24 protein-coding genes and 1 pseudogene are annotated in these 22,833 nt (G+C 46.9%); 12 read left to right on the forward strand and 13 right to left on the reverse strand.

From position 1 onward, the window contains the following. Positions 1-15: 15 nt before the first annotated feature. From epmA to B5D50_RS15540, 5 genes are all read left to right on the forward strand, one after another. Entirely contained in the window at positions 16-954 is a 939-nt protein-coding gene (gene epmA, locus B5D50_RS15520) for an EF-P lysine aminoacylase EpmA (protein ID WP_234975899.1), read from the forward strand. A gap of 19 nt (positions 955-973) precedes the next feature. Beyond that, entirely contained in the window at positions 974-1,345 is a 372-nt protein-coding gene (yajC, locus tag B5D50_RS15525) for a preprotein translocase subunit YajC (RefSeq protein ID WP_268807819.1), read from the forward strand. A gap of 78 nt (positions 1,346-1,423) precedes the next feature. Continuing rightward, positions 1,424-3,289: a protein translocase subunit SecD gene (gene secD / locus B5D50_RS15530; protein WP_078923567.1), complete on the forward strand. Its 1,866-nt coding sequence runs from the start codon at positions 1,424-1,426 to the stop codon at positions 3,287-3,289. Between the two features lie 10 nt (positions 3,290-3,299). Next, positions 3,300-4,247 (forward strand): protein translocase subunit SecF, encoded by a 948-nt coding sequence (secF, locus tag B5D50_RS15535; RefSeq protein ID WP_078923568.1) that lies wholly within the window; start codon positions 3,300-3,302, stop codon positions 4,245-4,247. 167 nt (positions 4,248-4,414) lie between these two features. Then, positions 4,415-5,281, forward strand: a complete 867-nt coding sequence (locus B5D50_RS15540; RefSeq protein ID WP_078923569.1) for an HD-GYP domain-containing protein — start codon at positions 4,415-4,417, stop codon at positions 5,279-5,281. 6 nt (positions 5,282-5,287) lie between these two features. Here the strand turns inward: B5D50_RS15540 and pobA are convergent, their stop codons facing one another. Then, positions 5,288-6,502, reverse strand: coding sequence for a 4-hydroxybenzoate 3-monooxygenase (gene pobA / locus B5D50_RS15545; RefSeq protein WP_078923570.1), 1,215 nt, complete (start codon positions 6,500-6,502; stop codon positions 5,288-5,290). Between the two features lie 133 nt (positions 6,503-6,635). On the opposite strand from pobA, the gene B5D50_RS15550 reads away from it, so the two are divergent. Then, a complete protein-coding gene (locus B5D50_RS15550) occupies positions 6,636-7,541 on the forward strand; it encodes a helix-turn-helix domain-containing protein (RefSeq protein WP_078923571.1) in 906 nt (301 codons plus the stop codon). 76 nt (positions 7,542-7,617) lie between these two features. Here B5D50_RS15550 and B5D50_RS15555 read toward each other — a convergent pair whose 3' ends face one another. Further along, entirely contained in the window at positions 7,618-8,271 is a 654-nt protein-coding gene (locus tag B5D50_RS15555; protein WP_078923572.1) for an RluA family pseudouridine synthase, read from the reverse strand. Between the two features lie 68 nt (positions 8,272-8,339). Here B5D50_RS15555 and B5D50_RS15560 point away from each other — a divergent pair, with 68 nt between their 5' ends. Continuing rightward, the gene (locus B5D50_RS15560; RefSeq protein ID WP_159448652.1) at positions 8,340-9,344 is read left to right on the forward strand and encodes an ion transporter; all 1,005 of its coding nucleotides are present in this window, start codon (positions 8,340-8,342) and stop codon (positions 9,342-9,344) included. A 25-nt stretch (positions 9,345-9,369) separates the two neighbouring features. Here B5D50_RS15560 and murB read toward each other — a convergent pair whose 3' ends face one another. The 4 genes from murB to B5D50_RS15580 all read right to left on the reverse strand — a co-directional run bounded on the left by murB (position 9,370) and on the right by B5D50_RS15580 (position 12,676). Beyond that, the gene (gene murB / locus B5D50_RS15565; RefSeq protein ID WP_078923574.1) at positions 9,370-10,383 is read right to left on the reverse strand and encodes a UDP-N-acetylmuramate dehydrogenase; all 1,014 of its coding nucleotides are present in this window, start codon (positions 10,381-10,383) and stop codon (positions 9,370-9,372) included. 54 nt (positions 10,384-10,437) lie between these two features. Further along, complete coding sequence (locus tag B5D50_RS15570; protein WP_078923575.1) at positions 10,438-11,496, reverse strand: sensor histidine kinase; 1,059 nt, start codon at positions 11,494-11,496, stop codon at positions 10,438-10,440. Beyond that, the gene (locus B5D50_RS15575; protein ID WP_078923631.1) at positions 11,496-12,203 is read right to left on the reverse strand and encodes a response regulator; all 708 of its coding nucleotides are present in this window, start codon (positions 12,201-12,203) and stop codon (positions 11,496-11,498) included. The genes B5D50_RS15570 and B5D50_RS15575 overlap by 1 nt, the downstream gene beginning before the upstream one ends. Positions 12,204-12,289: 86 nt before the next feature. Next, positions 12,290-12,676, reverse strand: a complete 387-nt coding sequence (locus B5D50_RS15580) for a hypothetical protein (protein ID WP_078923576.1) — start codon at positions 12,674-12,676, stop codon at positions 12,290-12,292. A 270-nt stretch (positions 12,677-12,946) separates the two neighbouring features. Between B5D50_RS15580 and B5D50_RS15585 the strand changes: the two genes are divergently transcribed. Both B5D50_RS15585 and B5D50_RS20870 read left to right on the forward strand, forming a co-directional pair. Beyond that, the gene (locus tag B5D50_RS15585) at positions 12,947-13,423 is read left to right on the forward strand and encodes a MaoC family dehydratase (protein WP_078923577.1); all 477 of its coding nucleotides are present in this window, start codon (positions 12,947-12,949) and stop codon (positions 13,421-13,423) included. Between the two features lie 82 nt (positions 13,424-13,505). Beyond that, a pseudogene (locus B5D50_RS20870) lies at positions 13,506-13,802 on the forward strand (IS1 family transposase); the annotation flags it as partial. A gap of 55 nt (positions 13,803-13,857) precedes the next feature. Here B5D50_RS20870 and B5D50_RS15600 read toward each other — a convergent pair. Further along, positions 13,858-14,445 carry a Uma2 family endonuclease gene (locus B5D50_RS15600; RefSeq protein ID WP_078923579.1) on the reverse strand — a complete coding sequence of 196 codons (588 nt, stop codon included), beginning with the start codon at positions 14,443-14,445 and terminating at the stop codon, positions 13,858-13,860. 124 nt (positions 14,446-14,569) lie between these two features. Here B5D50_RS15600 and parE point away from each other — a divergent pair, with 124 nt between their 5' ends. Beyond that, complete coding sequence (parE, locus tag B5D50_RS15605; RefSeq protein ID WP_078923580.1) at positions 14,570-16,456, forward strand: DNA topoisomerase IV subunit B; 1,887 nt, start codon at positions 14,570-14,572, stop codon at positions 16,454-16,456. Then, positions 16,449-17,069, forward strand: coding sequence for a histidine phosphatase family protein (locus B5D50_RS15610; protein WP_078923581.1), 621 nt, complete (start codon positions 16,449-16,451; stop codon positions 17,067-17,069). Before parE ends, B5D50_RS15610 begins: the two co-directional genes overlap by 8 nt. On the opposite strand, the gene B5D50_RS15615 is transcribed toward B5D50_RS15610, so the two are convergent. Beyond that, entirely contained in the window at positions 17,066-17,467 is a 402-nt protein-coding gene (locus tag B5D50_RS15615; RefSeq protein WP_143594382.1) for an MBT domain-containing protein, read from the reverse strand. The genes B5D50_RS15610 and B5D50_RS15615 overlap by 4 nt on opposite strands. A gap of 278 nt (positions 17,468-17,745) precedes the next feature. On the opposite strand from B5D50_RS15615, the gene tcdA reads away from it, so the two are divergent. After that, positions 17,746-18,573: a tRNA cyclic N6-threonylcarbamoyladenosine(37) synthase TcdA gene (gene tcdA, locus B5D50_RS15620; RefSeq protein ID WP_078923583.1), complete on the forward strand. Its 828-nt coding sequence runs from the start codon at positions 17,746-17,748 to the stop codon at positions 18,571-18,573. Here tcdA and B5D50_RS15625 read toward each other — a convergent pair. The 5 genes from B5D50_RS15625 to B5D50_RS15640 all read right to left on the reverse strand — a co-directional run bounded on the left by B5D50_RS15625 (position 18,543) and on the right by B5D50_RS15640 (position 22,828). Continuing rightward, the gene (locus B5D50_RS15625; RefSeq protein WP_200807112.1) at positions 18,543-19,373 is read right to left on the reverse strand and encodes a DUF2797 domain-containing protein; all 831 of its coding nucleotides are present in this window, start codon (positions 19,371-19,373) and stop codon (positions 18,543-18,545) included. The two genes, tcdA and B5D50_RS15625, sit on opposite strands and share 31 nt — an antisense overlap. A gap of 117 nt (positions 19,374-19,490) precedes the next feature. After that, on the reverse strand, positions 19,491-19,811 hold the full coding sequence (locus tag B5D50_RS15630; RefSeq protein WP_078923584.1) for a heavy metal-binding domain-containing protein: 321 nt from the start codon (positions 19,809-19,811) through the stop codon (positions 19,491-19,493). Between the two features lie 439 nt (positions 19,812-20,250). After that, positions 20,251-20,409, reverse strand: a complete 159-nt coding sequence (locus B5D50_RS20375; RefSeq protein WP_159448654.1) for a hypothetical protein — start codon at positions 20,407-20,409, stop codon at positions 20,251-20,253. Continuing rightward, entirely contained in the window at positions 20,399-21,958 is a 1,560-nt protein-coding gene (locus tag B5D50_RS15635) for a linalool dehydratase/isomerase domain-containing protein (RefSeq protein WP_078923585.1), read from the reverse strand. Before B5D50_RS15635 ends, B5D50_RS20375 begins: the two co-directional genes overlap by 11 nt. 24 nt (positions 21,959-21,982) lie before the next feature. Next, the gene (locus tag B5D50_RS15640; RefSeq protein WP_078923586.1) at positions 21,983-22,828 is read right to left on the reverse strand and encodes an ABC transporter permease; all 846 of its coding nucleotides are present in this window, start codon (positions 22,826-22,828) and stop codon (positions 21,983-21,985) included. Positions 22,829-22,833: the final 5 nt, after the last annotated feature.

Raw genomic sequence — 22,833 nt, forward strand, 5'->3', positions numbered from 1 at the left:
GAAAGGATAAATGGGGTGAACTGGCAACCAACAGCCTCGATTCAAGCTCTCAAAGCGCGTGCCTGCCTTTATCAGCAGTTACGCGCTTTTTTCCATGCGCGTGGAGTCTTGGAAGTTGAAACGCCTGCGCTATCACAAGCGGGCAATACCGACCCCCAGATTAGTAGTTTTAGTGTTAATACTCCGCAAGGCTTGCGCTATTTACATACCTCCCCTGAATATCCCATGAAACGCTTATTAGCAGCGGGTAGCGGTGATATTTATCAGCTCTGTAAAGTCTGGCGGCAAGACGAAGCGGGGCGCAAACATAATCCAGAATTTACCATGCTGGAATATTATCGGGTTGGTTTTACTTATCAGCAACTGATGCAGGAAGTCACTGAGCTTTTGCATTTAGTGCTGCCACAGTTAACCACTGAACCGCGTATTCTCAGTTATCGCCAAGCCTTTCTTGAAATCTTAGGACTTGATCCCCATCAAGCCTCTATTGAGCAATTAAAAGCTTGCGCTCAACAACAGCAACTTGATGTTCAAGGTGAGCTAAGTCAGCAAGCTTGGTTGGATTTACTGTTTACTCATTGTATTGAGGCCAGCTTTCCAAACGACCGTTTGACCTTTATTTGTCATTATCCTGCTAAGCAAGCGGCTTTAGCACGGGTGCGCTTAGAAGAGGGTCAATGGGTCGCTGAGCGCTTTGAGGTGTATTTAGGGCCTTTAGAGCTGGGCAATGGCTATCAAGAGCAGACAGATGCAGCGCAATTAGAGCGTGTTTTAGTCGCAGATGCCAAGCAGCAAACCCAAGCGCTGCCGCTGGATCTGCGCTTTATTGCTGCCGTACAAGCAGGTCTGCCTTTTTCTGCAGGCATTGCTTTAGGGGTAGATCGAATTTTATTGTGCCGCCTGCAAGCCAAGCAATTGCCAAGCCTGCTTAGTTTTGCGTGGGAACTAGCGTAAGTGCCTATAGAACTGCACAATGCGCGCTTCTATTTTGAGTTTTAAGGAGATAGTTATGAGTTTTTTTATTTCTGATGCAATGGCTCAAGCAGCACCAGCCGGTCCTGCAGGAGGTGGTTTAATTGAAATGGTCTTGATGATGGGCGTGTTTTTCGCCATCATGTATTTTATGATCATTCGTCCCCAGCAAAAGCGTGCCAAAGATCATAAAACTATGTTAGAAGCGCTCAGCAAAGGGGATGAAGTCGTCACTGGCGGCGGGATGTTAGGTAAAGTTGCACACATTGGTGATAATTTTATCCAAGTCGAAATCGCTGACAATGTGCAAATCAAAGTACAAAAGCAAGCTATTGCCTCTGTACTACCCAAAGGATCTTTGAAAAACGCTTGATTTTTCTCCTTTTAGACCCGCTCGCCTAGGCTGTGCTGTTGAGCTTCTCAGCCTAGGGGCTTGTTTTGGAATATAACAATGAACCGCTATCCAGTCTGGAAGTATGTGATGATTGCGATCATTCTTTTGATCGGCATTATCTACTCCATCCCTAACTTTTTCCCTTCTGAACCCGCTGTTCAAATCAGCGCTAAAACTGAACAGCCCATTGATCCAGCTGAGATGCAGCGCTTTGAACAAGTTTTAAAAGATCAAGGTTTAAGCTTCCGCGCCAGTGAAAATAATGGCTCACAGGCCTTATTCCGCTTCGCAGATACTGATGTGCAATTGCAAGCCTCAGAAGCTTTAAAGACAGCGGTAGGTGATAAATATATCGTTGCCCTTAATCTGGCTCAATCGACTCCGCAGTTTCTACGCGCTCTGCATGCTAATCCGATGTATTTAGGCTTAGACCTGCGTGGTGGGGTGCACTTCTTAATGGAAGTGGATATGAATGCAGCCAAGGACAAAGCCTATGAGCGCTATGAAGATGAATTTCGTGATAGCTTACGTGAAGCCAAATTAACCTATTTAGGCATCGCACGTGAAGGGGATCAACTAGTTACTAAATTCAAAACTGAGCAAGAGCGGGATGCAGCAGCCCCCGTATTAAGTAAGCCCTATATCAATAATGAGCTGATCTGGGACAGGAAAGAAGCGGATGGTGTCTTTATCCTCACCGCCACCATGTCCCCCCAGAATCTATTAAATATTGAACGCTTTGCGATTCAACAAAACATCACCACCTTACGTAAGCGCGTCAATGAATTAGGGGTCGCTGAACCGGTTATTCAACAACAAGGCAAAGGCCGGATTGTGGTGCAATTGCCCGGGGTGCAAGATACTGTACGTGCTAAGGAAATTTTAGGGGCAACCGCCACTTTAGAGTTTCGCTTAGTCGATGATGCTGGCAATGATCCTCAACAAGCCCAAAGCTCTGGACGTGCGCCGATTGGTTTACAGCTCTATAAAGAGCGTGACGGCACACCGATTCTCTTAAAGCGCAAAGTCATGCTCACGGGTGAATACATTACTGATGCTAGCTCTGGCTTTGATCAAAATAACCAACCTTCAGTGAATATTACTTTAGATGGCAATGGTGCTAGCCGTTTCAGTAAAGCGACCGGTGAGAATGTCCAAAAACTCATGGCCGTGGTTTATATTGAAACTAAATTCCAAGAAGTCGAAGTAGATGGACAGAAAGTCCGTAAGCCTGTCAAAACGGAAGAAGTCATCAATGTAGCACGTATTCAAGAGCAGTTAAGTAAGCGCTTCCAAATTACTGGGCTGGATTCAACCAAAGAAGCCCGTGATTTAGCTTTACTACTGCGGGCAGGTGCCTTAGCTGCACCGCTTTATATTATTGAAGAACGTACCGTTGGCCCAAGCATGGGCAAAGAGAATATCGAAAAAGGTTTTAAATCTAATATTTGGGGCTTTGTAGCGGTCGTTATTTTCATGGTGATTTATTACCGTGTATTTGGGGTTATTTCGAGTATTTCTTTAGCAGTGAATGGCTTTTTATTATTCGCACTGCTCTCGATGATTCAAGCGACTTTAACGCTACCGGGTATGGCAGCGATTGCCCTAACCCTAGGGATGGCGATTGATGCCAACGTCTTGATTAATGAACGGATTCGTGAAGAACTACGGGGTGGTGCATCCCCACAAGTGGCCATTAATGCGGGTTATGAACGCGCTTGGGGCACGATTTTAGACTCGAATCTAACTAATTTAATTGCAGGGATTGCCCTCTTTATGTTGGGTTCTGGTCCAGTCCGTGGTTTTGCGGTGGTACTCTGCTTAGGTATTTTGACCTCCATGTTTAGTGCGGTGACTGTTTCGCGTGCCTTAACCAATTTAGTGTATGGCTATCGCAAACGTTTAACTGATATTTCAATATAAGGGATTGATCATGCTTGAATTTTTCCATTTCAAAAAAGACATTCCCTTTATGAAATATGGGAAGGTAACGACCCTAATTTCTTTAGGTACTTTTATCTTTGCGGTGTTTTTCTTGCTATATCGTGGCCTCAACTTAGGGGTCGACTTTACTGGTGGCACCGTGGTCGAGGTTCGTTATGCACAGGCTGCACCGATTGAGCACATTCGAGAAACCCTGAAAAATCAAGGCTTCTCAGAGGTCTTTGTCCAAAACTTCGGCTCCACTCAAGATGTCTTGATTCGCCTACCCGTTGAAGAAGGCAAATCTGGTGCTCAAGTCAGTGATCAGGTGATGAAAACCCTCAAGGCCGATGCACCGGATGTTCAACTCAGCCGCGTCGAATTCGTTGGCCCCCAAGTCGGTCAAGAGTTGTATGAGAATGGTGGCTTAGCCCTACTGCTCGTTGCGGCGGGCATTATTATTTATCTCTCCTTCCGCTTTGAATGGCGGTTTGCAGTGGCTGCCACCATTGCGAATATGCATGACGTAGTGATCATTCTTGGTGTATTTGCCTTCTTCCAATGGCAGTTTGATTTAACCGTCTTAGCGGGTGTCTTGGCGATTTTGGGTTATTCCGTGAACGAATCGGTAGTCGTCTTTGATCGGGTGCGGGAAAATATTCGCAAAATGCGCGATACCAGCATTCTCGATATTATTGATAATGCGATCACTGCCACCATGTCCCGAACGATTATTACGCATACCTCGACCCAAATTATGGTCTTAGCGATGTTTTTCTTTGGTGGTGAAGCTCTGCATAATTTCTCACTTGCACTGACGATTGGGATTATGTTCGGTATTTACTCTTCGGTGTTAGTCGCTTCACCTTTAGTCATGTTATTTGGCCTAAAACGTGAGCATTTGATTCCAAAAGAGAATGTGATTGAAGGGGCTAATCCTGATGGTTCTGTAGTTTAACTCAGCTCGCTCCAGTATAAAAAAGCCTAGCTTCCGGTAGGCTTTTTATTGAGCAATTTACTTTAGAATTTAAAATATTTAACAAATTTTTTTTGTTACGAACTTTTTTTGCTTAGATAATAGTGATATTGTTTTCAATATAAATTTCTCATGCAAAATAAATAACAATGATGATGGAATCTAAAGTGGCAGATGCCAGTCTGCAACATCTGTTATACATGGCTCAAATCGTTGAGGCACGTGATCCTTATACTGCTGGTCATCTCTGGCGTGTTGCTCAGTTTTCTAAACGATTAGGGCAAAGTTTAGGCATGAACAGTACCGACTTATTCCAACTGACACTCGGTGCTTATTTACATGATCTAGGCAAAATAACTGTTCCAGATCAGGTATTGAACAAGAAAGGACGCTTGGAATCTAGCGAGATCCTACAAATGCAAGCACATAGTTTAGCTGGCTATCGAATGCTAGCTCGATATGAGCTTTCACAGCCTATTGCTATTCTGGCGCGTGATCACCATGAACACTGGGATGGCTGTGGTTATCCGCAGCAGTTAGACAGCACTCGTATTATCCTAGGTGCTCGGATCATCGGGCTGTGCGATACCTTAGATGCGATGACCTCCAACCGTCCTTATCGTGACGGTATGCCGCTGAAAGAGGCTCTAGAACTCATCTGGAGTGCGCGAAACATCCAGTTTGACCCCACTATAGTGGATGAATTCTTGAGGATTGATCAAGAGCAACTGCTGCACATCATTGGGCACAGTGACCTAAACCGACCTTTGCTGTCCTGCCCCTATTGCGGCCCTGTCGTCGAGATGCCACCGGATGATCAACTCGCGACCTTCTGCCGCGTCTGTACAGGTAAATTCCATATTCGGCGCGATAAAATTGGACGAGTTTGGCTAGAGGACTTCGATACCGTTCATGGCGGGCCTGAGAAAATGATTGCTGAACCCGATATGACGCATTTATCTACACTATTTGCTCTCGACCCAATCAGTCAGTCTATTAATAGCGGAACAACCTAGATGCAATTAATAGGCTAGTTCTTCATACGGCAAGCCCACATATTGCTCAGCAATCACTCTACGCCCTAGATCTGAACTCAAATAATAATCCAACTCTGAATCCATAAACCGACTAAAAGTACCGCTTTTCATATCACTCAAATCCATATCACGATAATTATGCAGCATATTACTTAGCCACCATGAAAAGCGTTCTGCATGCCAAACGCGACGCAAAGCAATCGGTGAATATTGACTAATGCACTCTTGATCGCCCTGCTGATAGACCCGCTGCATGATTTTATACAAGGTCGCTACATCTGAAGCTGCCGAGTTTAAGCCCTTCGCCCCCGTAGGTGGCACAATATGCGCGGCATCACCGACTAAGAATAAGCGTCCATATTGCATCGGTTCACACACAAAAGAACGTAAGGGCGCAATACTTTTTTCAAGGCTAGTCCCTGTGACTAAGGCTGCAGCTGCCTGCGGTGGTAAGCGCTGTTTTAACTCCTCCCAGAAAGCTGCATCTGTCCAGTCTTCGACTTTATCGGTGAGTGGTACTTGCAAATAATAGCGTGAGCGAGTAGCCGAACGACGGCTGGCTAAAGCAAAACCCCGATCATGCTTACAATAAATCAGCTCTTCGCTGACAGGCGGAGTATCACTTAACAGACCTAACCAACCAAATGGATAGACACGCTCATATTCGGTACGAAGCTCAGCAGGAATCGTCTGACGCGACACTCCATGAAAACCATCACAACCCGCAATATAATCACATTGCAGCTCATATTGCTCGCCTTGATACTCAAAACTAATCGAGGGTTGTTCAGACTTGACATGGTGTGGTTGCACTTTGGTTGCTTCATAATAAGTGGTTAGACCTGCGGCAGCGCGTGCATCCATTAAATCTTTGGTGATTTCTACCTGCCCATAGCAAACGACTACTTTACCACCCGTGAGACCCTTTAAATCAATATGCGTGGTCTGGCCATTCACTGCTATTTCAAACCCTTCATGAACCTCACCTTCGCGGTCCATACGTTCAGCCACACCCGCCTCACGCACTAAATCCACAAAGCCTTGCTCTAAAATACCCGCACGAATCCGCCCTAACACATAATCACCGGTTACGCGCTCTAAAATGACAGTTTCAATGCCTTGCTTAGCCAGTAATTGCCCGAGTAATAAACCAGACGGTCCTGCGCCAATAATTGCCACTTGAGTTTTTAAAATATTCATCTAACTCCTCCTAAAACATGAGCTTGCATCATCGGGTATAAGTTCTATTCAAAGAATGAACAGGCTTAGCAAACGCTTGTACTTTTGAAGCAATCTTCTAAACTAAGCCTAGTAAGATGGATGAGAGAGAATTATGCGCCGTGTTCGACAACAGCCGATCCCACAATTTGCCCTCTATGGCGAAAGCAGCCTAAAACAACAGCCCGGCTTAGTCCATATTGAAGATATTGCTGATCGTAGCCGCGAACATGATTGGTTAATCAAGCCCCATCGACATACACGACTGTTTCAAATTTTGTTATTAATCAAGGGTAAGTTACAAGTTCAATTAGATGAATCTAGTCAAGAACTCAAGGGTAATTGGGCGGTTAGCATTCCCCCCGGTTGCGTGCATAGCTTTCAATTTCCAGCCGATACCCAAGGTATCGTCCTGAGTGCAGAAGCCTCTTTATTCAGCTTACAGACCCAACAATTCCAAAGTCTAACCGCCTTATTAACCAACCCACATACGGTCAACTTTGAAGAACAAGATGTACTTTTTGCGCAAGTTCAAACGTATTTAGCACTGATTCGCCAAGAACTAAAGCAAGCCTATACCGGTCAAGAAGCCATGCTGAGTTGGCTGCTGGCGACCCTGCTCATGAGTTTGTGGCGACAATTGCAGTACACCGATACACAAATGCACAGCAATCCGAAAAGTAGTCAAACCTTTCAACACTTCAGGCAGTTACTAGAGGCTCATTATCGTGAGCAATGGGAGGTACAAACCTATGCGGATGCTTTACATACTTCGGTATCTAGCTTAAATCGCTTATGCCAAGAAAAAGCGGGGAGTAGCGTTAAAGGTCTGCTGCAAGAACGTTTATTGCTAGAAGCTAAACGACGTTTAATCTATACCCAAGAGTCTTTAGAGCGAATTGCCGACTCTTTAGGATTTAAAGATCCCGCTTATTTCTCACGCTTTTTTAAAAAATTAGCGGGTCTACCACCGAGTGATTATCGAAAAGCTAAATACTTAGAGATGGGTACGAGCGAATAAGATGTAACCAACACGAGGCCTGAACTAAGGTAAATGACCGTTGATTTTCACAAGGCTTATTTTTTGAAAATGACCATTAAAACGCAGGCAAGCATTCAAACTTCAAGTCTACTTGCGTCACGGGATGCTGGAATCCTAACTGCCAAGCATGTAATAACAAGCGATCTGCTTTAGCTTTTAATTCAGCAGGGGCGTATAACTCATCCCCTACGATCGGATGCCCTAAACTCATCAGGTGCACCCGCAATTGATGCGAACGCCCCGTAAAAGGCTCTAGCTCAACACGGCTTAGATCTGTATTCGCATCATAGGATAATAAGCGATAACGGGTCAGTGAAGGCTTGCCCTGTTCAAAATCGACCTTATGCTTAGGACGATTTGGCCAATCTAACAGCAGTGGTAAATTAATTTCACCTTCCTCCTGCTTGAGTTGCCCGCCCACTACCGCGAGATAACGCTTATGTACCGTTCGTTGTTGAAACAAAATACTTAAAGCACTTTGCATGGCCTTGCCACGTGCCATCAGTAGCAAACCCGAAGTATCCATATCCAAGCGATGCACAATCAACGCATCAGGATAAGCTTGCATGACACGGTTAATCAGACAATCTTGTTTATCTTCGCCCCGCCCTGGAACCGATAATAAACCGGCTGGCTTATTCACCACGAGCAAGTATTCATCTAGGTAGTAAAGGTCTAAGCCAGTATCGGCTGGAGGTCTATAAATCATGTTGGTCTTATACCACAAAATCACGTTATCTTATCTATATCCCCCGTAGCTAAATGAGAACAACACCCATGTGGCCGACACGCTCGCAATTGTATACTTGCTTAGAGCAAGCTGATAGTAGCCCCATCGCTCGGTGGCTGGATTATAGCTTGACCAGCTTAATCATTTTGAATGTGATTGCTGTTGTCTTGGCCTCTGAAGCGGCCATCTACCAACGCTTCGCTCAGGCTTTTAACTATTTTGAACTTTTTTCCGTGCTGGTTTTTACTATCGAATATGTCCTTAGGGTTTGGCTAAGCCCACAATCACCCCAGAAAAAATACCAGTCAGCGCTATGGGGGCGCTTACGCTATCTGATCACGCCAATGGCTGTGATTGATCTATTGGCTATTTTACCTTTTTATTTAGGTACAATGTTTGGAGTGACAGATCTACGTATCCTGCGTAGCTTACGTTTATTGCGGGTTTTCAAACTCACCCGCCACTCTCAATCAATAGCCTTATTCATCAAAGTGTTACAGCAAGAAGCTGAAAACCTCATCTCGGCTATTTTAGTATTCTGTGTATTAATTTTACTGGCAGCGGCGAGCATGCATTTTGTTGAGGGCGAACAACAACCCGAAGAGTTTGGCAGCGTTTTGCGTGCGCTCTGGTGGTCGACCGTGACTTTAGCCACGATTGGCTATGGGGATGTGGTACCACTTACTCCTTTAGGCAAACTCTTAGCTAGTTTTATTATTATCACAGGAGTAGCGATTGCCGCTTTACCCACGGCCATTCTCGCTTCAGGCTTTATGAATGAACTCATCCATCGCCGGAATATCTTTCGAATGGAAGTCATTCAAGCTTTAGAGCAAGATCATTTAAAATTTGCCGATCTACGCCATTTGGAACACTTACGCTTAAAGATTGGCATTAGCCATGCCGATGCACGCTTAATTTTTGAAGAGGTCAAACAAACCGCTTGGCTACAAACCCATCTAAACTGCCCTCATTGCCACCAAGCCTTAATGATCCGTCATCCGGTTGGACAAATCCACCTCAGCGCCTCTGAGCCACTAGCTGAACCTTAAGATCGTTTCAGACCTCAAATGATACTCAGCCACCGATCAGATTCGGCTCAGGTTCTAAACTCACGCCAAATTGCTCTTGCACAGCAGCCATAATCCGCTGTGCAAACTGCCAAATTTCAGCGCCACTGGCTTGACCGTGATTAACTAGCACCAAAGCATGCTGCTCATAAGTCCCTGCATCGCCTACGCGCTTACCCTTCCAGCCACCTTGATCAATCAACCAACCTGCCGATAATTTTACCTGATCGCCCTGTACCCAACCCGGACAGTTAGGATAGTTTGCTTTAAGCGCAGCAAACTTTGCAGCCGACACTAAGGGATTTTTAAAGAAACTACCTGCATTCCCAATCACCGCTGGATCAGGCAACTTGCTTTGACGTAGGCTAATAATCGCCGCACTAATCGTGCGTGCATCGAGGGTTTTCCCTGCTAACTGCTCACTGACACCGGCATAATTTGTTTTCCAGCTAGCTTGTTTAGGTAAGCGGAAAGTTACTGCGGCAATCAGCCAACGCCCCGGCTCGACGGATTTAAAATGACTATCTCGATAAGCAAAGGCACAGTCTTCTAAACTGAATTTACGCAGCTCGGCAGTACGCCAATCCAAGGCATCTAATTCATAAAAATGATCTTTCAGCTCGACCCCATACGCACCAATATTTTGCAAAGGAGCAGCCCCGACTGTCCCCGGAATCAACGATAAATTCTCTAAACCCGCATAACCTTGTGCTATCGTCCAGCGCACAAACTCATGCCAATTCTCACCTGCACCAGCTCGCACATAGACAAAATCTTTATCCTCAGCAAGCAGCCGACGCTCCTCCAAACCTACTTGCACAACTAGACCCGGAAAGTCTGCAATAAATAGCATATTGCTACCACCGCCTAAGAACAACACGGGTAGCTCGGGATGCTCACGTCGCCACAACATCACTGATTTAAGCCCACCGAGTGTGCGTAAGCTACAGAAATAACGCGCTTGCACGGCAACCCCAAAGGTATTGAGTGCTTTTAATGAGTAGTGTTCATACATTTTCATGCGATGCATTGTGGCGCGAGCGGTTAGGCGGTGCAACAGGATTTAAATACCCGTTTAAGCAGATTCACGGCGTTGATGCGGCAATAAAACCTCAAAGGCTGTTCCGCCACCAACACGCGAACTACAAGCCACTGAACCACCATGCCGAAGGGCAATCTGCCGCACTAAACTGAGGCCTAAACCCCAACCACCCTGCCCTTCGCCATACCCAGCGGGTCGATAAAAAGGCTCAAAGATCTGTGCTTGAGCAGCTAGCGAAATACCCGCCCCACGATCTAAGACTTGTAAACTCACGTGGGCGGGCGGTTTGCTCACCAAACGAGCATCCACTTGCCCGCCACCATGCCGGATTGCATTCTCTAAAAGATTACGGATTAAACGCCGGAGCAAACGTTCTTCGCCGACTAGTTCTAAAGCTTCTGCGTCACAGTCTAGGTCTAACCGTGCACATTCCTCAGCAAGCAAAGCCGAGACATCCACCATTTTTTGCTCTAATGGGATCTCCAAAGTATCTAAACGACTGGCCAGCAAAATTTCCTCGACTAATTGATTCAGCTCCTGCATATCTTGGCGCAGGGTTTGTACTTGAACCGTCTGCTCTAAACCTTGTTGTTCAGCCAACATGGCTAGGCTCATTTGCATACGGGCTAAGGGCGAGCGTAATTCGTGTGAGGCATTCGCCAATAATTGGCGTTGACTGGCCAGCAAAGCCTGAATCCGCTCAGCCGATTGATTAAAACTCGTGGCTAAAATCGCCACCTCATCGCAACCCTGCACAGCAACCCGCGTCGCTAATTGCCCAGCACCCAAAGCCTCTACCCCTTGCTTTAAGGCTTCTAGGCGGTAAGTTAAGCGCTTAGCAATCGGATAAGCCCCCAAAGATACAATCAGCGCCGTCATTAATAACAACGGGAATAACGGTAAATGAGCACCTTGCTCACGAAAATGAAACACAGCCCCTGCTAGCATTGAAACCAGCACCACACTGCTAATCACGACTAGATAGATTTGCCAAAATAAACGCCGCCGCAAACGTCCAAAGCGACGTGGCTCACAGCGTTGAGACGGATGACGAAACGGGTGAAACTCTTGAGTACAAGGCCGCCGCTTCATCACTGATCCTCGCCGTCTTGGCTGCGTGCAAAGATATAGCCTGCCCCGCGTAAGGTAATGATCCGTTTTGGCTGCTTGGGATTATCCTCAATCGCTGCGCGAATTCTTGAGATATGCACATCAATTGAACGATCAAAGGCTTCGAGTGTTTCACCCTTCACCATATCCATTAATTGTTCACGGCTTAAGACCCGTCCTGCTCGCTCCGCCATAGCGACTAATAGATCAAACTGGTAACTGGTTAATTCACGTAACTGCCCATCAACCCGAGTCTCTCGCGCCTCTCGATCTAGCTCTAAGCGGCCAAAACGCAAAGCTTGACGTTGGGTCGTATCCCGCAAACCACGACGCAAAATAGCCTTAATCCGAGCACGTAATTCGCGAGGCTCAAAGGGTTTGGGTAAATAGTCATCTGCTCCCATTTCAAGGCCAATAATTCGATCCGTGGCATCGCCCCGGGCGGTAAGCATCAAAATAGGAATGGTGGCAGTGCTTCCCACCCGTAACTGACGACACAAATCTAAGCCATCTGCATCCGGCAACATTAAATCTAAAATAATCAGCGACCATTCGTCTTGCTGAGCCAGCTTTAAACCCTCTCGCCCTGTCGATGCACAAATCAGAGAATAGCCTGCATCGCCTAAATATTGCACCAGCATTTGGCTTAACCGCAGATCATCGTCAATAAGTAAAAGTCGCTCAGGCATCCATTCATTATCCATTACAAAAGCAGAGCCAGTCACCTAGCTCCGCTTGCTATTTAAACCCTGTTATTCAGCACTAATCGTTGGTATTAGCGCAGTAACTCGACGGCTTTAGCCCGTTGGGCAGGGGTAGCCTCAATCCCATCTAGAATCATACTCAGGGGTAATTTCTGCCCCAGATTGTCATAAGATTGCATTGACTGTTGGTAGCCATGATGTCGACTGTGATGATGGCTACTTGCTTTACCGAGCATAAACCCAAACACCGCAATCAAAGCTGCCGCTGCGAATACTTTCCAACGCCGCTTACCTTGCTGCCAAGAACCACCACACTTAGACCATTCGCCACAGCCACCCCGTTTGTTCGAGTTCCCTGTTTGGCTCGCCTCAGTGGCGGCTTCGGTATTGAGCTTAGCATTTACACCCTCAGTCGCAAGTTCGGGGTTGGTTTCATTGGTATTTTTTACATCGTTCATGAGAGTAACTCCAGTTGCTTAATTAAATCAGCTTGCTTGGCTGAGCCAGCTGTCTTGCTGGCATGGAACTATTCTGCAAACTTTGTATTGCTGGATTACGGCGGGTTTGTAAAGTTTTGTGAAGTAGGTGCTTGCTTGGAAATACGGATGGAACTTAGATGACTAGTCTAGCAAGATGTAGCAACACCACTAGTCAACTATAGTGGCCACTGATGCACCACACCCACTCATAAATACTGAAGACTTTCTATTTATTCTTGGAGTTGATGCATGCAAATACCCAGCACAGAAAATCATACGATCATCCTTAATGAAACCTCTATTTACCAAGGCTATTCGTTTGAATCGTCGGTTGCTGTTTCTAAGGAAGATATTTCAAAATTTGCGACGCTCTTGCAGGATGAAAACCCCTTACACCATGATGAAGCCTATGCAGCCGCCTCACGCTTTGGCGGCATTATCGCCAGTGGTCCCCACATTATGAGCCTGTTCACCTCAATGGTGGCATCTCACTTTTCAAAACTCTGCCCTATGGTTGGTACTCATTTTGAGTTTGATTTTCTTCTACCAATTATGTCTGAAGATAATTTGACTATGCGATGGACCATTTTGACACTTGACCCGTTTTCAAAGCCAAACAAAATTCCAGTTAGATTAAACGGTTTGGTCGAATCCTCACGTGGTATAACCATCAAGGCTGTTGGTGATATACTGCTATTTCCTAGCAATAGCCCAGCGAGAATTTGACGGGTTTTGGCATGCATTATTGACATCTAAAAAGCACAGATAACACTAGACCTCTTGCGAAAGTAAAAACAATCCCCATCATGATGTCGTTTTTAAACAGCTCAAAGCACGGATCGACCCCTTTGGGATTGCCCGTTATTAGACCGATGATTGGGGTGCTTATGAACGCCACTTGGACGCTGACCCGCACGCAGTTGGCAAGCGTAATACCCAGAAAATCGAGCGGACAAACCTCAATCTGAGGACGTGAGGGACGTGGGTCAAGCGTTTGGCGCGTAAGACCCTCTGCTTTTCAAAGGATGAGCTGATGCACGATACCGTAATTGGATTGCTCATCAACAAAGTGGAATTCGGGGTTGATATTCATGCCAAAATTTAGGAGTTAGGCTCGCTCTAGTAGTTCGGTTTAATAATAGGCAGTGCTGGGTTCGGTATTAATCTTTTTGCCCAACCAACTCAAAATCCACATCCTCATAAATCGCTTGCATGGCAACTCTGAAATTCAAGCTGGCAAACTCCACTTGACTCTCTATCGTCGTAAATGCAAACAACTCCCAACGATTATGTACATTGCGCCGAAACACATCAACCCGATAACTGCGCGGATCAATCAGCACATATTCTTGCAAGCTACTGATTTCACGGTACAAGGCAAATTTCAAGCCACGGTCATAACCTTCGGTACTAGCTGATAAAACCTCAATGACTAAACGCGGTGCATGCTTCGTATAATTTCGTTTTAAGTCGGCCGGATCACAAGTCACCATCACATCAGGATAAAAGAATGCTTCATCTTCCTTCACACGAACTTTCATATCTGCCATGTAGACACTACAACCTGAACCGCGCAAATCTGCTTTCAATAAAGCAAATACATTACCACTAATGCGTACATGCCCATCCCCTGCTCCCGCCATTGCATACACTTCACCACGGACATACTCATGACGAATCATTGCATCGGCTTCACCTTGCAAATAAGCATCTACTGTTAGTAAGGTAGATAGCGCAGTAGCAACCATACTCAGGCTCCGAAAAAAACTAATTTCCAAACTATAGCACTAATTACCCCTAGCCCCGAAAACTCGTTATAATTCGCGGCTCTATGCAAAAACCAAGTATAAATTTAAAGGTAAAGCCCTCCTTATGAGCACGAGTTACGACGCCTCTGCAATTGAAGTTTTGACGGGTCTTGACCCCGTGCGCAAACGTCCGGGGATGTATACCGACACCACGCGCCCGAATCATCTCGCCCAAGAAGTCATCGACAATAGTGTGGATGAGGCACTCGCCGGTCATGCTAATCGCATCGAGGTCACTCTACATACCGATGGTTCGGTGACAGTGACCGATAATGGACGAGGGATGCCCGTGGATCTTCACCCGGAACAAGGTAAGCCGGGGGTGGAAGTGATTCTCTGCACTTTACATGCAGGTGGTAAGTTCTCTGACCAAAACTATCAATTCTCGGGCGGTTTGCACGGTGTCGGAGTTTCGGTGGTGAATGCACTATCCCAACGCTTAGACGTCAAGATTAAGCGGGGCGGTCAACTCTGGTCGATGAGCTTTGCTGACGGCAATAAAGCCAGTGAACTCGAAGCCCTTGGCAAAGTTGCCAAGAAAGAAACCGGCACCTCAGTACAATTTTGGCCTGACCCTAAGTATTTCGATTCACCCAAATTCTCGATCCCCCGACTCAAGCATAACTTACGAGCGAAAGCCGTGCTTTGCCCCGGCTTATTAATTCGCTTTACCGATGAAGAAAGCAAGGAAACCAGCGAGTGGCATTATCAAGATGGTTTACGTGACTACTTGATGGAAGCGGTCAAAGGTTTTGAACTACTACCCACACAACCTTTTACTGGCGCCTTAAAAGCAACCCGTGAAGCCGTCGACTGGGCTTTATTATGGCTACCTGACGGTGGTGAACTCACTCAAGAAAGCTATGTCAATCTGATTCCCACTCTGCAAGGGGGAACGCATGTGAATGGCCTAAGGACGGGCGTCACGGATGCTTTACGCGAGTTTTGTGAGTTCCGTAATTTACTGCCACGTGGCTTGAAGCTAACACCGGATGATGTTTGGGAAAACATTAGTTATGTCTTGTCTTTCAAAATGCAAGAACCGCAATTTGCAGGGCAAACCAAAGAACGCTTATCCTCGCGGGAGGCCGCCAGTTTCATAGCAGGCTCGCTGAAAGATGCGTTTAGCCTCTATCTAAACCAAAATACTCGTATGGGCGAGCAACTTGCAGAAATGGCGATTAATAATGCCAATCGCCGCCAGCGTGCGAGTAAAAAAGTCGTGCGCAAAAAAGTCACGAGTGGCCCTGCCTTACCCGGAAAACTTGCCGATTGCAGCTCACAAGATATTAGCCGTACTGAATTATTCCTAGTTGAAGGCGACTCAGCAGGCGGCTCTGCGAAACAAGCGCGTGATCGTGAATTCCAAGCCATCATGCCGCTTCGCGGTAAAATTCTTAATACTTGGGAAGTCGATTCGGATCAAGTGTTAGCCTCGCAAGAAGTCCATGATATTTCGGTCGCGATTGGTGTCGAGCCGGGGCATGCTGACTTAAGCCAATTACGTTACGGCAAAGTCTGCATACTCGCGGATGCAGATTCAGACGGTGCACATATTGCTACCCTCCTCTGTGCATTGTTTGTACGTCATTTCCGTTCCTTAGTCGAGGCGGGTCATGTGTTCGTGGCGATGCCCCCGTTATACCGGATTGATATAGGCAAAGAGGTCTATTACGCTTTGGATGATGCTGAGCGCCAAGCGCGTTTAGACTTATTAGCCGCAGAGAAAAAACGTGGCATCATTAGCGTCACCCGTTTCAAAGGTTTAGGGGAAATGAACCCGCTACAATTACGGGAAACGACTATTTCACCGGATACCCGCCGTTTAGTGCAGCTCACACTAGAAGATAGTGCCGCTGCCGAAGCGATGATGGATATGCTGCTTGCGAAAAAACGTGCTGCTGATCGCAAAGCGTGGCTAGAAGATAAAGGAAACTTAGCCAGTGTTTAAGCATTTACCCCCCGCCGATGTGAATGCACCTTGCATCTGCTTAATTCGTCATGGGCAAACCGATTGGAATGCAGCCGGACGTATTCAAGGTCATGAAGATACGGAACTCAATGCCATTGGATGCCTTCAAGCCATGCAAACCGGTGAGTATTTACAACAATGGGCTTGGGACCGAATCATCACTAGCCCGTTAAAACGAGCGCATAAAACGGCTGAAATTATTGCAGATCAGCTTAAGCTAAGCCCAGTGCACATCATGGATGCTTTTATGGAACGAGACTACGGCGAGTGCTCTGGCATGACCACGGCACAACGCCAGCACTCCTTCCCTGATGGGGTGATTCCTAAGCAAGAAACCCTCGAAACTTTACAAAAACGAGCTTTAGCAGGTTTACAACTCTTAGTCGATGAACCCCAAGCCCGTATTCTAATTGTCACTCACGGTGGTTTAATTAATAGCCTACTGGCTCGGTTCAGTGGCGGTGAAATCGGTAGTGGTAAAACCGTCTTACAGAATGCTAGCCTCGCCTTGGTTCAATGCCAACAACAAAACTGGCAGATTCTGGCTTATAATCTCACCCAACATTTGCAACGACCGTCTAATCACACCTAATCACAGAGCTTGGTCTGATAAAACTTAGACTCACCTTTACCCGGTTGGCAACGCCAAGCACGCTGGATACTAGCCGCATACCAACCCGTTTGCGTGGTTTTAAACGTAATTTTCTGCAAAACGCCAGCCACCGAACGATTAGGAATATTTTCCTCACGGAGAGTGCAAATCTGTTGCCCTGCCTTCGCTTTGCCACACCAATGATAGGCCTTGATTGTTCCATCTAGCTCGACCGTCAAGCGTTTGAGTAAAGCGAGGGGCGAACTCTTCACCCGAGCGTCTTGGACTATCACCGCTTTTAAGTGGTCATTGAAAACCTTTAAATCCTTTGCAGGGGCAATTTGGAAAGACCGAATCGGAAACCGCCCATCACTTCCTTGTGCTAGTGAATAACTCAAGAGCACGGATAGTATTGATATTTTTATTATTAACCGCTGATAAAACCTCACCGCTTACTCCTAGGTTCAGTCTAATGATGGCCCAACGAATCCCAATTAATCTTGATGCTCAATAGCCTAGAGCCTACTAGCTTCACCTATGTTTAACAAACTAAAGCCCAAGTCTAATTCCGACAAACTGCCAAACTAAGGCGATAAACTGAACTCCCTACTGAATTAAAAACAGCTAATGCGCTACCCTACTATTCAAGTTTGTACCAAAATGCTAAATTTAACGCATGCAAACAGAATACGAACTGGATATTAGCCGCCGCTTTGGTGGTATTGCACGCACGTATGGAGCACGAGGACTAGACAGTTTTCAGGCTGCGCATGTCTGTGTGGTAGGGGTCGGTGGCGTTGGCTCTTGGGCCGTCGAAGCCTTAGCCCGCAGTGCCATTGGTCGATTAACGCTGATTGATTTAGATAATGTTAGCGAATCAAATATCAATCGCCAATTACCCGCTTTATCGAGTACGATTGGTGCACCAAAAATTGAAGTATTAAAAGCTCGCATTCTTGATATTAATCCAAGTTGCCAAGTCGATTTAATAGAAGATTTTATCGAACTAGCGACCATTCCACAGTTTATTCACACAGAAATGGATTATGTTATCGACTGTATTGATAATTTTCGAGTTAAAGCTGGGTTAATCGCTTATTGCAAACGCCATAAAATACGTATTATTAGTTTAGGTGGTGCAGGTGGGCAGCGTGATCCAAGTCAAATTCGGGTCGGTGATTTAGCCCGCAGCCAACAAGATCCTTTATTAGCTCGAGTTCGCAAGCAATTACGTCAAGACTATCATTTCAGCCGCAATCCCAAACGGCGGTTTGAGGTCGCTTGTGTGTGGTCAGAAGAGCAAATGCGCTTCCCAACCGCAGCAGGTGCAATGAGCACAGAGCGACCGAGTGATAACGCTGCGACGGGCTTGAGCTGTGCGGGTGGTTTAGGGTCAGTCATGACCGTCACCGCTAGCTTCGCTTTATTTGCGGTGAGCCACGTATTAGAAAAACTCGCTACCCGCCCACAGCCTCAAGTTGAGGTAGAAAACTCGACCTCATAACCCGCAAATTTACGCAGATTAATTACGCCCGTATCCAAGATTAGATACTGCCCCTTGATTCCCTCTAAACTACCTGCCACGTGTGGATCTTTGTCAAAACTTAAAGATTTCACTTTGCTCGGGTAACGTAAAATAGGATAACGAATAGCCGTCACTGCTGCCTCTGGTAGTAATTCCACTGCCACTTCGCCAAAGCGATGCCGTAAATCCCTGAGGGCATCCTGTACTTGTGGCAACAGTTGATCTCGTGCTGCCACTAAATCAATAAACTCCGCTTCACTTTTGAGCATTTGCTGCCAATGGGTTTTATCCGCAACATGCGCTTTAAAAGCGACCTCCATTAAACCGGATAAATAACGTGACTGCACTTTGAGTATGGGTAAAGCTGCCACAGCGCCTTGATCAATCCAACGGGTAGGGATTTGGCCTTGGCGAGTAATGCCGACTTTTAAGGCCGAAGAATTCGCTAAATAGACAAAATGTGCCTGCATACAATGTTGCTCACCCCAAGCTGGCTCACGACAAGTACCCGCTGCGTAATGGCACAATTCAGGCTTAATAATGCAAGTATCACACTGGGCTAGGCGCATAAAACAAGGATAACAATAGCCTTGATTAAAACTCTTTTTGGTCAGCCGCTCACAATGAATACAATAAATTCTACCCGTATGCTTGAGGGCAATAGGCTTACCTAGCCAAGGAGCTAAGGGGAACTCGGTATTATTGAGTACCAACTGATACTCAACCGGATCAGCGAGTTGAGTATGCATTTTGCGCAAAATACCGCTTTGAGAACTCATACACGCTCCATGTGTGGTTGGCAAATCACTGCTACTAAAATTGTTACACTCATCACTGCATCATACGCAGCTCATGAAGCTTGTAGCAATAGGACTAATTTACCGATTGGACAGAGCTTATTCTAAAACAACTGCCGTACCGCTCGCTGAAACCATCAACATACTAGCCCCCGAACCCAAGACCTCATAAGCAATATTTACTCCAATCACTGCGTTCGCACCTAATTCTTGCGCACGCTCTTGCAACTCTTTCAGAGCAATTTCCCGTGCACGTTGGAGTTCACGCTCATAAGTCCCTGAACGCCCACCGACCAAATCACGAATCCCCGTAAACAAGTCCTTAAACATATTCGCACCAAGAATTGCCTCTCCGGCGATCACACCACAGTATTTAATAACCTTTCTGCCTTCAACATTGGAAGTAGTCGTAACGATCATGTGGTTTCCTTATCTTCATTCATAAATCACTTATTTTAATAGCAACGAGCCTGCCTACAAAAATCTACATCAACGTTTGGCAGGAGCACCTCTAGATGAGTTTGCTGATATGAGCTAAGCAAAGATCAAGTAGATGAGGTGTGAGGAAATTCAAGCTGACCACAAGATTAAAGAGTCATGATTTAGATGAGTTGAAGTCGGACTTGCAGTAAGAGGAGGATTTTTTCCTGTGAGGTTCTGATGGCAAGCATTCAGGTGAAATATCCGGTTCTGGTTCTGCCAAGGTGAGTGGGTCTATCGTCATGGTATGGCTCGGGTGTACGGGATACCGGACGGGTGTTGGGGATCAGCACATCCTTAACCAAGATACCATCAATGAGGCCAACCACACTGCATCCGATTGCTGATCCGTATACCTCATCGGTCTTTTTTGAAGATGTTAGGCAATGACATTCCACAGACCGCTTGCAGCATCCAGAACGGTATGTCCTTGGTTATCGGTAATTTCAACACCTTCTGCCTTTACAAAAATTTTAGCGGGGTTGGCAATGGCATCTGCTGGGCAATCTTGCGCCACTTTATCGAGTTCAGCGGACATCGATCCTACGGTCTCGGTTCACCATGAGGGTTAATCGCAATATCCCCTCGGTGCGTTCTGAACGTAGAGAGAGATCCTGAGTCGCGACTTCGTTTTGGTCTGCGGGCAGGATCAGTTCTACGTCATCCACAATCATCCGAACAGTGCGTGTCAGGTCAAGTCCACGGAACGCCACCCTCTGATGCTCGGATCCCGCACGACCAGGAGCGAGGATGATGCGCAATAGCGTTCCATCGTTTGGGTAGCTGGCTTCGCGAACGAGAACGGCAGGGAAATCTACTTCGCAGATTTCGGGAGCGGCAAGCATGGCATCGTTCCACGGCTTATCATACATTTGCCGAAATCCGTCGCGGGGGCAAATCCGTGCACCCGCGATCAGGGCATTACCGATCAGGGCAGTTGTGTAACCTACGCTTGAAAGGTCATCGTTACGCGGATAGAAGTAACCGCCATTCTTCCAAGTTGGTGCGAGATATTTATCGGCGTAGGCTAGAAGACCGTTCAGCGTTTCTGTGTCACCGACTTCAGCGGCGGCGAGTGCCAACGTCCCAAAAATATGAACCCCGACCATCATCGGATCAGTCGCATGGTGACCTGGATTGTGCTGGTATTCTTTGTACTTAGCAAAGTAGCCCGCAAGATTCACGCCCAGTGTGCCATCGTCCATACGGCGTAGAATCTGGTCACGAGCACGCGGATAGACCATCTCAACATATTCTGGTGCCCAAGTGTGCATGACCGAAGCCCAAGCAACAGCCGTAATGCCTTCATTGTTATCTTCGGATTCCTCATAGATGAAGTCGTTTTGCCGTTTGCGGAACAATATCGGAAGATCGGCTTTAGGGTCTTTGCCAAACATGGTGCTACGCCTCTGCCACTGATCCTTGAACTTAGGCACTGTGCGGGTCGCCAAGTCTGTGCCGTGGGTATGGTCATAATGCATAAATCCCAAGATCGGGAATTGATTGCAATAGACGAAGATCCCATTCGGCTCGCACTCGCAGCCAATGAAGTCGTTACGTGCGAATTCATCATAGATCACCTGTGCAAGTTTGCTGTGATCATAGGGGAAATCTTCTGGGCCCATGCCTCGGAAAACTGGGCGGAACTGGAAGGTCAACGAACCGGGTGTATCGAACCGCCTATCACGGTAAAACATGTCGTAAAGACCTACCATCATGAGAAGGTGGCCTGAATACATGACATTCTGGCGGATAACCGGGTCGATCCACCCTTCACCAAGCGCACTCATATCGGGGTCAAGCACCTTGCTGCCACGGCTGGTTAGCTCCCAATAGCCCCAGACCTCCCAGCGCATCATTTTGCCAATCAGTCGAGCCATCGTGTCGCGCCAGAGTTCGCGGTAGGCTGGGGTGTGATGAAACTGTGTCAATGACAATGTATAGGTCATGTAGGCCAGTTGATAACGATAGGCGTCGTCGCCTTCCTGACTGGGGTCATAGGGTCCCATGTCGGACCAATCGTTTGGCATCTGGCGAGACAGGTTCACGATGTGGCGTAAGTGACCAAGGGTCTTGTCGTCGAGCATCTTGTTGTCCTCGTATGAAAGGTGTTAGCTGTCTTTGCTAGCTAGTTTCTGAAACCAATGAGCAATCAATACCGCAGCAACCAACGCGCCACCAGTGAAGACCGGTTGTACCCAAGCATCAACACCCAGCAACGTCAGCCCAGATACAGCAACACTGACGAAAAGGAGACCAATAAAAGTGCCAGGAATATTGAACTCGCCTGGGCGAATCGTCGTGGCACCCAAATAGGTACCGGCCAGTGCTGGTAGCACAAGATTCAGCCCGTTCACTGGCACACCGCCGCCCTGTCTAGCCGTCAACACCACCGCCGCGATACCTGCGATCAGACCACCTAAAACGAAAGCAATAAATATCGTCCGGTCTACCCGAACTCCAATCAGATGGGCTGCTGTCGGATTGACCCCAATCGCATGGAGACGACGCCCAAACGATGTACGCTCAAGCAAAAACCAAACCGCGATGGAGACTACGGCCGCAGTGAGGAAGAGCATCGGGAAAGGACCAAAGGATAAACGCCCAAGGTCGGTCAAGCCAGCAGGCATACCCGCAACGATAGCACGACCTTGCGCATAGCCACTGACAAGACCACCCAGCATGATTGCCAAGCTGAGCGTAGCGATCAGTGGGTCAGCACCGGCACGTACCAGTCCGCCGTTTACGGCACCAAACCCTGCCCCGATGGTGATGACTATCAGGGCGGCCAATACCCAGTTCAGCCCCAGTGCACCAGTAAGTGGCACCTCTACCGAACCGATCAATCCAGCAAAGATAACACTGGCCATAACGGTAATGGAACCTGACGATATATCAATTTTCCCGGTAATGAGGGGCAATGTGAAAGCGGCTGCGAGCAGAAGCTGGATCGACATCGTAC

It is taken from the genome of Thiothrix eikelboomii (genome assembly GCF_900167255.1).
In the GTDB taxonomy this organism is placed as follows: domain Bacteria; phylum Pseudomonadota; class Gammaproteobacteria; order Thiotrichales; family Thiotrichaceae; genus Thiolinea; species Thiolinea eikelboomii.